The sequence below is a fragment of the Desulforhopalus sp. genome (assembly GCA_030247675.1).
Taxonomy (GTDB): Bacteria; Desulfobacterota; Desulfobulbia; order Desulfobulbales; family Desulfocapsaceae; genus Desulforhopalus_A.
Window position 1 is genome coordinate 110,589 of sequence record JAOTRX010000006.1, and the last position, 12,674, is coordinate 123,262.

The 12,674-nt window shown below is 58.1% G+C and carries 12 protein-coding genes; 9 read left to right on the plus strand and 3 right to left on the minus strand.

Features of this window, described 5'->3' with window-relative positions; translation table 11 throughout:
- Positions 1 to 20: 20 nt before the first annotated feature.
- The gene (locus OEL83_13785; protein MDK9708108.1) at positions 21 to 1,367 is read right to left on the minus strand and encodes a PhoH family protein; all 1,347 of its coding nucleotides are present in this window, start codon (positions 1,365 to 1,367) and stop codon (positions 21 to 23) included.
- Positions 1,368 to 1,399: 32 nt separating this feature from the next.
- On the minus strand, positions 1,400 to 2,911 hold the full coding sequence (locus tag OEL83_13790) for a 1-acyl-sn-glycerol-3-phosphate acyltransferase (protein ID MDK9708109.1): 1,512 nt from the start codon (positions 2,909 to 2,911) through the stop codon (positions 1,400 to 1,402).
- A 336-nt stretch (positions 2,912 to 3,247) separates the two neighbouring features.
- Between OEL83_13790 and OEL83_13795 the strand changes: the two genes are divergently transcribed.
- From OEL83_13795 to OEL83_13835, 9 genes are all read left to right on the plus strand, one after another.
- Complete coding sequence (locus OEL83_13795; GenBank protein MDK9708110.1) at positions 3,248 to 4,243, plus strand: radical SAM protein; 996 nt, start codon at positions 3,248 to 3,250, stop codon at positions 4,241 to 4,243.
- Positions 4,244 to 4,289: 46 nt separating this feature from the next.
- Positions 4,290 to 5,264, plus strand: coding sequence for an NrtA/SsuA/CpmA family ABC transporter substrate-binding protein (locus OEL83_13800; protein MDK9708111.1), 975 nt, complete (start codon positions 4,290 to 4,292; stop codon positions 5,262 to 5,264).
- A 21-nt stretch (positions 5,265 to 5,285) separates the two neighbouring features.
- Positions 5,286 to 6,089, plus strand: coding sequence for an ABC transporter permease (locus OEL83_13805; protein MDK9708112.1), 804 nt, complete (start codon positions 5,286 to 5,288; stop codon positions 6,087 to 6,089).
- The gene (locus OEL83_13810) at positions 6,086 to 6,877 is read left to right on the plus strand and encodes an ABC transporter ATP-binding protein (protein MDK9708113.1); all 792 of its coding nucleotides are present in this window, start codon (positions 6,086 to 6,088) and stop codon (positions 6,875 to 6,877) included. The genes OEL83_13805 and OEL83_13810 overlap by 4 nt, the downstream gene beginning before the upstream one ends.
- A 751-nt stretch (positions 6,878 to 7,628) precedes the next feature.
- Complete coding sequence (locus OEL83_13815) at positions 7,629 to 8,024, plus strand: transcriptional repressor (GenBank protein MDK9708114.1); 396 nt, start codon at positions 7,629 to 7,631, stop codon at positions 8,022 to 8,024.
- The gene (locus tag OEL83_13820) at positions 8,021 to 8,263 is read left to right on the plus strand and encodes a MarR family transcriptional regulator (GenBank protein MDK9708115.1); all 243 of its coding nucleotides are present in this window, start codon (positions 8,021 to 8,023) and stop codon (positions 8,261 to 8,263) included. The genes OEL83_13815 and OEL83_13820 overlap by 4 nt, the downstream gene beginning before the upstream one ends.
- Before the next feature lie 270 nt (positions 8,264 to 8,533).
- Complete coding sequence (locus tag OEL83_13825; protein MDK9708116.1) at positions 8,534 to 9,124, plus strand: nitroreductase family protein; 591 nt, start codon at positions 8,534 to 8,536, stop codon at positions 9,122 to 9,124.
- A 19-nt stretch (positions 9,125 to 9,143) separates the two neighbouring features.
- Positions 9,144 to 10,073, plus strand: coding sequence for a TIGR01212 family radical SAM protein (locus OEL83_13830; protein MDK9708117.1), 930 nt, complete (start codon positions 9,144 to 9,146; stop codon positions 10,071 to 10,073).
- Between the two features lie 136 nt (positions 10,074 to 10,209).
- A complete protein-coding gene (locus OEL83_13835) occupies positions 10,210 to 11,442 on the plus strand; it encodes an aminotransferase class I/II-fold pyridoxal phosphate-dependent enzyme (GenBank protein ID MDK9708118.1) in 1,233 nt (410 codons plus the stop codon).
- Between the two features lie 15 nt (positions 11,443 to 11,457).
- Here the strand turns inward: OEL83_13835 and OEL83_13840 are convergent, their stop codons facing one another.
- Positions 11,458 to 12,648 (minus strand): class I SAM-dependent rRNA methyltransferase, encoded by a 1,191-nt coding sequence (locus OEL83_13840; protein MDK9708119.1) that lies wholly within the window; start codon positions 12,646 to 12,648, stop codon positions 11,458 to 11,460.
- Positions 12,649 to 12,674: the final 26 nt, after the last annotated feature.

Genomic DNA, 12,674 nt, shown 5'->3' on the forward strand with positions numbered 1-12,674 from the left:
CCCTGATTGTTTTTTCGGGGCTAGAGGATGTTGCTTGCCAGTTCCGCCAGCTCCGAGCGCTCACCCATTTGCAGGTCGATATGGGCATAGATTCTCTGGCCCTGCATCTTATCGATCAAGGTACACAGGCCGTTGGAATGGATGCCGAGATAGGGGTGATCGATCTGGTTGATGTCACCGGTGAGGACTATTTTCGTACCCTCTCCGGCCCGGGTGATGACGGTCTTTACCTCGTGTGGCGTCAGGTTCTGGGCTTCGTCGACGATCATGAACATCTTCACCAGACTGCGGCCGCGGATGTAGGCGAGGGGTTCAATGGTCAGCTTGTCGCTTTCCAGCATGAAGCGCAGCCGCTTGAACATGTCGCTTTTTTCCGGGAACTGGCCGCTGATGACGGCAAGGTTGTCGTAGAGGGGCTGCATCGACGGCTTGAGTTTAGCGGTGAGGTCCCCCGGCAGAAAGCCGAGATCCTTGTTGGACAAGGGGACAATCGGCCGGGTGAGGAGGATCTGCCGGTAATCGGAGCGACTTTCCAGGGCGGCGGCCAGGGCAAGCAGGGTCTTGCCGGTTCCGGCCTTGCCGGTGATCGTCACCAGTTTTATCTGCCGGTTAAGCAGCGCGTTGACCGCGAAGATCTGCTCGGCGTTGCGCGGATTGATACCGTAAACCTCGCTCTTGTCGACTCGCCGTATGGCAGATTCACCATCCTTCTCCCCGCCGGTGAGGTAGGTGGCGAGGGCGGATTTCTTGCCGTTACGCAGGAGCAGGTATTGATTGGCATACAAGCGGGTGGGCAGCGAGATGTCCTTGGCGGACAGTTTGCCGTCGGGAGTGTTGAGTTTTTCAATCAGTTTGGCGGGGATGTTTTCGGCGCAAAGGCAGCCGCTGTAAAGATGGGACGGGTCGGGGACGTGATCGGTGGTATAGTCCTCGGCCATCAGCCTGACCGATCGGGCCTTCATCCGTAGATTGACGTCCTTGCTGACGAGGATCACCGAGTGATTCTTGTGTTTTTGCGAGATATGGTAGGCGATGTTGAGGATGCGGTGGTCCTTTTTCTCGGCGTTCGGAAAGATCATCTGCAGGTCGGCGTGCATCTCCTTGTCGAGGCGGATGGCGAGAACACCCTTGCCATCCCCAAGGGCCATGCTGCCGTTGAACAGCTTGCCGCTGCTGAGTTTGTCCAGTTCGCGGACAAACTGCCTGGCGTGGTGATTGATGATCTGCTCGCCTTTTTTAAACTGATCGAGTTCTTCCAGGACCGGAATGGGGATGATGATGTCGTGTTCCTGAAAGTTGTAGATGCAGGAGCTGTCGTGGAGGATGACATTGGTGTCGAGGATGAAGAATTTTTTGTTTTTCGTCATAGCAGTCAGGTGTCGGTGGCGAGAGATGGCGGTCATTGCAGGATAGTGGTTTCCACGTAGCGGTTTCGTTTCTGTTCTTTAAGCGCCAGGAGATCGACGATGACCAGGCCATCGACACAGTTGCTGAAGGCCGGATCGATATTGAAATCGATAAACCGTACTCCGCCTGGCTCGCAGAGTTCGGCGTACTGCTTGTAGAGCGGCGGGATCGCCGTGCCGAGATTGGTGAGCAGCGATTTCAGCCGCCGCAGGTCGCCGCGGTAATCGTTACCGACAAACTCCTTTGCCAGGTGCTCTACCGGCATGGAGAAACTGAACGGATTGCGCGAGCAGGGAAGGCCGGTATCGCCCGGAAAGTAAAGCTTGTAAAAATACACCAGCAGTTCCCTGGCCAGAGGCGGCATGGCATTGCTGATACTCACCGCCCCGAAGAGGTAGCGGTAGCCCGGATTCTTTGCCAGATAGGCGCCGATGCCGTACCACAGATAATCCGGGCTGCCCTCGCCGACCGCGCGAAAGGCCTGCTCGCGCAACCTGCCGATTTCCCGCATGACCGGGGAGGAATCCACTGGCGCGAGGAGATACATCGATTTTCCATCCGGAGTGGTGCCAAGGCGCTCGCCCTGGCTTATCGCCTTTTTCAGCTCGGTGCGCCGTTCCGGTCGGGCAATGGCCGACTCGGTAGCAAAAAGTGGTTTTTTGCCCTGGCCGATACGGTAGAGATGCTTTTTAAACATCTTCACCTTATCGCTGCGACGCACAGCCATGGCACCGTAAGCGCTATAAGGAATGATCGAGCCGATGGTCATGCGCAGCTGCCGGTGCTCCTGCCGGAACATTTCCCCAACGAGCATCACCGTCGACAGCGGTTTGGCCAGAAAGGAAGTGACATAGAAGGGCAGCGAGTTGCGGCCGGCTATATGGATCGGCAGGATGGGGGCCTTCGCCTGTTCGGCGATTTTTAAAAAGCCACGATACCAGTGCCCGTCCTTGATCCCATGCAGTCCAAACCTGCTGACCTCGCCGGCCGGAAAGATGATTACCGCCTGTTCGGCGGCCAGGGCCTCGCCAATTTGCTGAAGATGCCGTTTTCGGGAAATGCCCCGCATGTTGCGCACCGGCAGGAGCATGGGGCGGAGAGGACGTATCGCCATCAGCAGATCGTTGGCGACAATCTTCACATCGGAGCGGGTCGCGTGGATCAGTTTCAGCAGGGCCAGGCCATCCAGGGAGCCGATAGGATGATTGGCGATGATCAGTACCTTGCCCGACGGCGGGATATTTTCCCTCTCGCTGTCGGAGACGGCAAAGCTGAACTGGAAATAGTCGAAGACCTGCTCGATGAATTCGATGCCGTGCAGGTGCGAATACTGTGCGCCGAAATCGGTGAAGTCCTGTTCCCTGAGGAGGCGGCGTAAACAGCTTTTGACGAGTGGTTTGCCGATCCCGGTGCGCTGCAGGGCGGGGAAATGGTCGGTTATGACCTGGTCGACGGTGAACATGAATCTCTCCTTGTTGGTCGGCAAACGTGTCGGCTGAATCATAGTTACCCCTGTCCTGCCTCGTCGTGGCGGCAAGTGGGGCGAAGGCCTGGCTCTGGGAGCCGGTCTCTTGGCGGCTGCAATTATTGAAAGGATGCTGGACAAATGTTACGACAGGAATAGGAAGGTGATAAAAATCGGTGAGGATGGGGCATGCGGGTTGTCGTCATTGCTGCTGGGTGAATGTGCGGCAAAGGTACCTTTGTCCATAGTGGCAGATCGATTGGCAAATCAAATTGCAAAACTTTGTGGGAAAAGGTAGCCTTGGCCTCCAGTTAGAGATACGACAAGCTGCTCAACGCATCTTTGTCAGTTGCCTTTCAATTAAGGAGTGATGTAATGCATGGACTACAGCCGGCTATTGAGGAAATACTACGAAAAGGGCGGGATTGCGCCGCGCTTAGCGCCGATGAGGCGATCCGGCTGATGAACCTTGCCCCGGAAAGCCGGGAGGTCTATGCCCTTATGGAGTGCGCCGATTATCTGTCGCGCAGTCAGTTTGGCGGCAAGGGGGAAAAGCACCTGCACATCGGCCTGAACGTCGAGGCCTGCCCCATGGACTGCGCCTTTTGCTCGCTTACCCGGCGCGCCGGCCTCTTCACCGAGAGAATCGATTTCTCCATGGAGCAAATCCTTGCATGGGCCCGCCAGGGGGAGGCGGCCGGGGCCGACGCCCTCAACCTGATGAGCACCGGCACCTTCTCCTTCGAAAGCCTCTTGACGATCGGCCGCCGGCTGAAAGAGGCGGTGCAGGTGCCGCTGGTCGCCAACGCCCGCGATATCAATCACCGCGAGGGGGAGCAGTTGCTCGATGCCGGCTTTGTCGGCTTTTACCATGCGGTTCGCCTCGGCGAGGGCAAGGTCACCCCCTTTGACCCGGCGCGGCGCATCGCCACGATACGCGTTCTGAACGAGGTTGGACTGCGGTGGATGAACTGTGTCGAGCCGGTCGGCCCGGAACACACGGCGGCGGAGATTGTCGAACTGATGCTCCTTGCCCGCCGCGAAAAGGCAACTTACAGCGGCATCATGCGCCGCATCAATTTCCCCGGCTCGCCAATGGAACCGTATGGCATGATCAGCGAGCGGCGCATGGCCCAGATGGTGGCGGTCAGCCGCCTGGTCATGGGCGATACGGTCAAGGCCCATTGCGTCCACGAGCCGAACAGCCTGTCGCTTATCGCCGGCGCCAACCTGCTGTTTCCGGAGGTGGGATCGAGCCCGCGTGACGGCAAGGCCGATACCGGCGAGGGTCGCGGCCGGTCTGTTGACAAATGTTCGGAATTATTTAAAGAGATGGAGTGGGATCCGGGCCTGCCTTCCGGCTGTTTTTGATCACCGCCTGAATAAGGGGCGATTTTCCCATGCACGCGAGGAACCTATGACCGAGAAAAGAAGTACCATGAAGTTTCGCTGTATCACCTTGGTCGCGCTGTCTCTGGCCTTGCTGCTGCACGCCACCGGCCTCTTCGCCGAGGAACTGAAGGTCGGCACCTGGAAGACCGCCCAGACCATCCAGCCCTTTTTCTTTCAGGAGTTTCTGCCCCAGGGCGATACCGTCCGGGTCTTTCCTTTCACCAACCCGGCTGATCAGAAAACCGCCCTCCTTGCCGGCAGCCTCGACATGACCGGTACCACCCTGGCCCATGCCATTCAGTCGGCGGTCATGGGTCAGCCGGTGGTGGTGGTGGCCGCCTTGTGCAACAAAGCCTCGGCCCTGGTGGTGCGGAGTGATGGCCCGGTACAGACGGTCGCTGACCTGAAGGGGCGAAAGATCGGCTATGTGCCGGGCACCATGCACGAGATCCTGCTGCGTGAGGCACTGCAACGCAGCGGCCTGGCGCCGACCAGCGATGTCACCCTGGTGCGGGTCGATTTCTTCGACATGGGCACCGCCCTGGCAAAAGGCGGCATTGACGCCTTTCTCTCCGGCGAGCCCTTTCCTTCGCTGGCGGTTCAAGAGGGCTATGGCCGGATCATCGCCTATCCCTACTTCGGTGAGTCGGTGGGGACAATCAATGCCGCCCTGCTGGTGACCAGGGAGATGGTCGACAAGCAGCCGGCCAGGGTCCAGAAGCTGGTTGACGCCCATGCCGGGGCGACCAGCCGTCTCAACGGCGATCGCGAGGCCTGGCTGCGGCTGGCGGAGACCTTCGGCACGCCGAGGGCCGTTCTCGAACGAGCCGCCGGCAACATCGAGCTGGCCTGGGCGATGGATGAGGACTATGTCGGCAAGGCCAGAGTTCTCGGCGAGCGGATGCAGGCCCTCGGGGTCATCGACAGGCAGCCGGATTATACAAAGCTCTTTGATCTGCGGTTTGTAAAAAATGTTCCCCAGGCTCCGCCCGGCCGCTAGACTTTTGCGGGAGCGGGGCGAGTGGCGAAAAAAGGAGGGGGGATGAAGGCAAGAGAGACACTGCTGGCACTGCTCCTCCCGGCCTTTGGCCTTGGCGCCTGGTATCTTGCCGCAGAAAGCGGCGCCATGCCCGGCTACCTCCTGCCTCACCCGGCAACGGTGCTTCGTGCCGCTGCCATGTATGTCTTCGGCGACCCCGGCGCCGGCCCATATGCCGGGCGGTTCGCCGGTGATTTTTCCGCCTCGCTGACCAGGGTGCTGCTCGGCTTCTTCCTCGCTGCCCTGCTCGGTGTTCCCCTCGGCCTGCTTTCCGGCCGCATCGCCCTGGTGAACCACCTGCTGTCCTCGACGGTAGGTGGCCTGCGGGCGGTTCCCGGGATCTGCTGGCTGCCGCCGGCGATGATCTGGTTCGGCATCGGCCTTAAAACCACAGTGTTTTTGGTGGCGATGGCGGCATTTTTCCCAATTTATCTCAATGCCCTGACCGGTGCCCGCCTGGTGCCGCAAATCTACCTGCAGGCCGGCGCCATGCTTGGTGTCTCCGGTGTCAGTCGGGTATTTGCCGTCCTCATCCCCCACGCCATGCCCAACATCATTGCCGGTCTGCGCCTTGGCCTGGGGATTTCCTGGGCGTACCTGGTGCTTGGTGAGCTGACTGGTGTCCCCGACGGGCTGGGCGCGGTCATCATGGACGCCCGGATGCTCGGCCAGATTGATATCATTGTCGTCGGCATCATCCTCATTGCCGTCATCGGCAGGCTGTGCGACCGGCTGCTGCTTGTTGCCATGCGCCTCTCTTTTAAAAGCGCCGCGAGGATGCAATGAGTACCGCTGGCTTGGAGGTGGAGGGCGGCGTGGGAAAACAATTCCCGGCGCCGTATCTGGCGGTGGAGGGGATCAGCCACGCCTTTGCCGAGAGGGGTGATGGCCGGTTTGTCCTCTCCGACATCTCCTTTACCGTCGCTCGCGGCGAGTTCGTCTGCCTGCTCGGCCAGAGCGGTTGTGGGAAGACGACACTGCTTAATATTCTTGCGGGGTTTCTGACGCCGACCAGCGGTCGGTGCCTGCTTGAGGGCAGGGCCATAAACGGCCCCGGTCCCGATCGCGGTGTGGTGTTTCAGGAGGATGCCCTTTTTCCCTGGTTGACCCTCCGCGAAAATATTGCTTTCGGTCTGAAGGCGATTCCTGGTGGCGGGCAGCGGGCGACTGAGGTGGACCGCTTTCTTGGCCTGGTCGGTCTGGATGGTTACGGCGATTATCTGCCCCGGCAAATCTCGGGGGGGATGAAGCAGCGGGCGGCGCTTGCCCGGGTGCTGATCCGCTCGCCGCGGATGCTCCTCATGGATGAACCGTTCGGGGCGCTGGACGCCCAGAGCCGCGAAACGAGCCAGGAACTCCTGCAGAATCTGGCACTTGGCCGGGAGCAGACCATTCTCTTTATTACCCACGACGTGCGCGAAGCTGTCACCCTCGCCGACCGGGTACTGGTCCTTGGTCGGCAAAGTCAAGGACTGTGCGGTGAGGAGCCGATCCTCCTCCCCAGGCCGCGCGATCCGGATGGGGAGATGTTTCACACCTACTGCCGCAGGCTCCGTGAGCGGCTCAGAGGGTGAGCCGGTCGAGATGATGGTGCCGCCAGTTCCGGTTACCCGTGCTACCGGCCTGCCATGAGTGGTGGGAATTCAAGGAAACAACCTTTAAAAATGGCCTACGGCAAGGAGCGCAACCGGCCAATTTGCTTTCAAAGTCTTGGATCTATCTTCCCGGGGCCGCCGCATTCAGGGGTGTAGCAGGAGACATTTTTAAAAAAACATTTCTCCTTGCAGCTTGGGCATATTTCCGGTGGAATCGACGCTTGCACAGTATTGCCGCAGCTGCTGCACTTCCAAAAGGCATCGGTGTCTTGCACTTGGCTTACCTTTTCCGTGTTCATAACGTCCTCCCGTGGTTCTTTTGTAAAAGCATCCCGCGCTTGGTGGCTGGCCCCGCCAGATGGTGTTCTACTTTTATAGTATAGTAACGAAAACAATATGTAAGAGACTAACTAGGGCGGGGCGACAGCAACCAGGACCGTCAACGGACAGTCTTAGGGTAGAATATCACGAAATGCCGGGCGATACCAGTGGAGCAAAATCTTTCCTGCCTTCCCTCCCCCGAGATTTTACCAGGCCGTGAATCGCCAGTAGAGCACGCGGTAAAACGATATGTTTCATGCTTAAACGGCATTTTGCCAAAGGTATCAAGCAACTGCAGTTGTCGCCGGTGATTGGAATACCTTCCCATAATAAATCCTTGACCAGGCAACAGGAACTACTTACAATTGGTAGTAGTTCTTAATAACAAAGGATTCCTATGCAGCTGCGCATGACCAATCAAAGGGAGATAATTCTCCGTGAGCTTATCAACAGTCAGAGACACCTGGCGGCGGATGAGCTGTATGATATCGTCAAGAAGATTATGCCGCGCATCAGCCTGGCGACTGTTTACCGGAATCTTGAGATCCTTTCGGAAGCTGGGATTATAGGCAAGCTTGAGATCAGCGGCCGACAGAAGCGCTTTGATTATGACCCCTCGGAGCACGATCATATTTATTGTATGGTCTGTCACCGGGTTGATAACCTGGAAATGGCACATAAGGGCTTAACCACAGAGGAATTCGCTGCGGCGGTTGGCTATTCAATTACCGGATATCGACTGGAAATTGTCGGTATATGCCCGGAATGTCAAAAAAAGACTAATACTAAGGAGAATGAAGCATGAGTGGATGTGGTTGCGGTTGTGGAAGCAAGGGAAAGGGGACGGTCAGTGAGTCCAAGCTCATCCTCGAGGCGCTTGCCAAGTGCCAGGCCCCGTGCGGCACAAAAGATGTTGCCGCGGCGACCGGCTTGGATAAAGATGTGGTCAGCAAGCAGATTGCCGAATTGAAAAAGCAAGGTCTGGTGGATAGTCCGGTACGTTGCAAAATTGGTATTACTCCGGCGGGAAGGGCCTCGATCTAAGGCCATTCTCTTGATGTTCCCGGAAGGCGATCAAGGAATCTTCGATTGTCATCAAGCCCATGGATGAAGCGGTCATTCGTGGGCTTTTTTGTACCTGATACGAGTATTTGCTAATTGCCGAGAATTTTTATTGAATGAAGATGGGCGGCCGTCCTCAGGCCTCCCCTGATTGAGTTTTTAGATATTTCTGCCAATTTTCGATTGAAAATGGTAGGATACCTCATTGTTCAAATATGATGGCCAAGAAGTTTTCCCTCTCCATGGTGCTTTATGCAGGAAATTATCGCAAAAACCAGAACCTTCAGACGTTTTAGCCAAAAAGAACCGATCAGTATGGCGACCCTCCACGAACTCATCGATCTGGCGCGGCTGGGTGGGTCGGCCCGCAACGGCCAGCCCTGGCAGTATATGGTCGTTAATACCCCTGACCTCTGTGCGAAAATATTTCCCTATCTCGGCTGGGCAGGCTATCTGACCGATTGGAAGGGGCCAAGCGAAGGGGAGCGCCCCAGCGCCTACGTCCTCTGTTTTCTCAACAAACAGCGGTTGAAAGGCCCGGAGACCGAGGCCCAGTTCGACCTTGGGGTGGCGACACAAAACCTCCTGCTGGGGGCGATGGAAAAAAGGATCGGCGGCTGCCGCATCGGTGCCTTCAACCCGCAGCTGGCAAACCTCTTCAATGTGCCAGAGCATCTCAGTCTGTCGCTTGTCGTCGCCCTTGGGAAACCACGGGAAACGGTCATCATCGAAGAGTGCAAAACCGATGACGATGTCCGCTATTGGCGCGACGAGCACGGGGTGCATCACGTGCCGAAGAGGCCCCTGGAGAGCTGCCTCCTGACCCTTGCGGAGCGCGACTGATATATCCGTAAACAAGGGTGTGGAGGGCGCAGTTCCACCGCTTCTTCGCACCTTCAGCTATCATTGCCGGCAAAGATTTGGCCAGGCGGTTGGCAAGCTTCCCCTCGATTTGGGTCTTCCTTGCCCCAACCGTCGTCACGGCGGCTGCGTGTTTTGCCGGGCCGAGGGTTTTGCTCCTGCCTATCTGCGTGGCAGCGATACTATTGACCGGCAGCTGGCCGCAGGTAAAGAATACCTCTTAAAGGGGCGCTTTACCAAATATTATGCCTATCTTCAGCAGGAAACATCGACGGCCATGCCGGTCGGTGAACTGTTGCCAATCCTTGCCGGGCTTTTGGCCGATGCCGATTGCCTTGGCCTGATCATTTCCACCCGTCCGGATTTTGTTGCCGATACCCTCCTCCGGCCGCTCGCTGACCTGGTTGCGGCAAGCGGCAAGGACTGTCTGTTTGAGCTGGGGCTGCAAAGTGTCCACGAACGGAGCCTGCAGCTCCTCAACCGTCATCACAGTTTTGCTGATTTTACAGAGGCCGCAGAGCGGATCCTGGCGGCCGGCTGTTTTTCCCTTGGTGCCCATCTGATCTTTGGCATCCCCGGAGAAACTGAGGACGATATGCTGACCTCTCTGAAAACGGTGTGCGCCATGGGCATAACCGCCCTGAAGCTCCACCATTTGCAGGTGTTGCGCGGGACCACCCTGGCCGCTTGGTATGCCGAGGGCCGGGTGCACTGCTTTACCCGGGAAGGCTACCTGGACTTTCTCCTCCGCGCCCTGCCACATATCCCGACCAATGTCACCCTTCACCGGCTCTGGGCGACCGCCCATCCCGACCTGCTGATTGCTCCCCGGTGGAATTGCCTGGCCGGTACACTGAGCGCCCTGCTGCAGAAAAAGATGGCTCTGCGGGGGATCTTTCAAGGCCAGCTGGCACCTCCCGTCGGGAAGTAAAACCGGTGGCATAGGTCGAATTGCCGGATATCGCTATTCCCTGATTGGCAAAGATGCCATGAAAATGGTAGGATACAGCGATTGTACCGATAACGAACAATAAGCGCCATAGCGCGTCAACCACAGAGGGAACATCATGGAAGATACTTTTAAGGTTCGCTACGCCGAGCGTATGAATCAGTTGCCGCCGTACCTCTTCGGCATGATCAATAAAATGAAGATGGAGAAGCGCTGGAAGGGCGATGATGTCATCGATCTGGGCATGGGCAATCCCATGGACCCAACCCCCAGTCCGGTGACCGACAAGCTCTGCGAGGTGGCCATTGATCCAAAGGTGCATCGCTACCCGGTGGCCGGGGGCATGAAGAATCTCAAACGGGAGATCGCCCTCTACTATAAGCGCAACTACAATGTCGATCTAAACGGCGAAGACGACGTCATTTGTACCATCGGCTCGAAGGAGGGAATATCGCATCTCTGTCTCGCCCTGCTTGGCCCGGGTGATACCGTTTTAACCCCGGCCCCGGCCTTTCCGATCCACGTCTATGCCGCGGTCATCGCCGGTGCCAATGTCCTGCGTATCCAGCTCGGCCCCGAGGTGGCGATGCTGGCGCAGATTGTCCAGATGTGCAAATCGCTGTATCCCGGGCCGAAACTGCTGATGCTCAACTATCCCCATAATCCGACGGGGGTCTTGGTTTCCAAGGAGTTCTTCGCCGAGGTGGTGAAACTGGCCAAGGAGTACAACTTCATGGTCATCAATGATTTCGCCTACGGCAAGATCACCTATGACGGCGTGGTCGCCCCGAGCTTTCTTGAGGTGCCGGGGGCCCTGGATGTCGGCGTCGAATTCAGCTCCTTTTCCAAATCCTACAACATGGCCGGCTGGCGGCTCGGCTACTGCGTCGGCAACAAGGCGATGATCGGCGGGCTGGCGAAGATCAAGGGCTATTACGACTACGGCATCTTTTCAGCCATCCAGGTCGCGGGAATCGTTGCCATGCGCGATTGCGACGACAACATCATCGAACAGGTGGCGGTGTACCAGAAGCGCCGCGACGTGCTCTGCGACGGGCTGGTGAAGATGGGCTGGGAGGTGGAAATTCCGAAGGCCGGGATGTTCCTGTGGGTGAAAATCCCCGAGCCGTATATCCGCATGGGATCGATCAAGTTCTCGATCGAGATGATGGAACGGGCCAATGTCGCCCTGGCCCCTGGCGCTGGTTTCGGCGTTGAAGGTGAGGGCTACCTGCGTCTTGCTCTGGTGGAAAATGAGAACCGCATCACCCAGGCCTTAAAGCAGATGCGCCGCGCCCTGAAAGAGATCGACTCCGAGGTTGCCGCCGGTACCTTCCAGCTGGCCCCCTAATCCGGCTCAAGTGTTTTATCCCTCCGAGATCCGCGCCAGGAAGGCCTTGAGGTAGCGGGTCTCGGGGATGGCCGGATGCACCGGATGGTCGGGGCCCTGCATCCCCTCCATGAGGATCTGCACATGGCGGTTTTGCCGCCGACCAGCACCGCGCAGGATGTCGATCAGCTCCTCCCGGCCAAGATGCATAGAGCATGATGCCGAAAGGAGGATGCCGTCCCCTTCGAGCAGCTGCATCGCCGATTCGTTGATACGCTGGTAGGCCAGCAACCCCTCTTTGTGATCTTTTTTCCGCTTGATGAAGGCCGGTGGATCGACAACAATGACGTCGAACCGCTCACCCTCCGCCCTCAGCCCCTTCAAGACGGCGAAGGCATCCCCTTCAATGCCGCTAAAGATCTTGCCGACCCCATTCAGTTCAGCGTTTTTCTCGGCCATCTCCAGAGCCGGGCGGGAGGCATCAACCGCCACCACCTCCCTTGCGCCAAAAGCCGCGGCCTGCACGGCAAAACCGCCGACATAGCTAAAGACATCAAGTATCCTTTTGCCGGGGACAAGGTTTCTCAGCCAGGCCCGGTTCGGCCGCTGATCGTAAAACCAGCCGGTTTTCTGGCCGTCGTGCAGCGGGGCGAGGAGGGGCACGCCGTTTTCAACAAGGTCGACGATCTCGGGGGCCTTTCCCCAGGCGACGGTTACCTCCCGGGGCAGCCCTTCGAGGGTTCTCATGCTGCTGTCGTTGCGGAGGGTAATTGATTGGGGAGCGACGACCTCCCGCAGGGCATCGACGACCTCGCCCTGCATCGCTGCCATCCCGGCAGTATTGAATTGCACCGCCAGGTGGACGCCGAAGCGGTCAACAACCAGGCCCGGCAACAGGTCGCTTTCGCCGTAAACCAGGCGATAAAAAGGCCGGTCGAAGAGCTGCTCGCGCAGCTGCAGGGCCTGTTGCAAGCGGTGCAGTAGCAGGGGACGGCCAAGAGAGCGGTCGTCGCGGCTGACCAGCCGGGCGCAGATCAGCGATTGGGGGTTGACATAGGCAATGCCGAGGGCTTTGCCGCCGTGGCTCTCGACCCGTACCTGCTGACCGGGCCGGTAGTTTTGCAACGGCGTCTCACGGGTATCGACCTCGTTGCTGTAAATCCACAGATGACCGCCCAAAAGACGTCGTTCCTCATGGCGCTTGAGGCGCAGGTTTGGCAATTCCATATTCCTCCCCATTTCCGGGGCAAAGA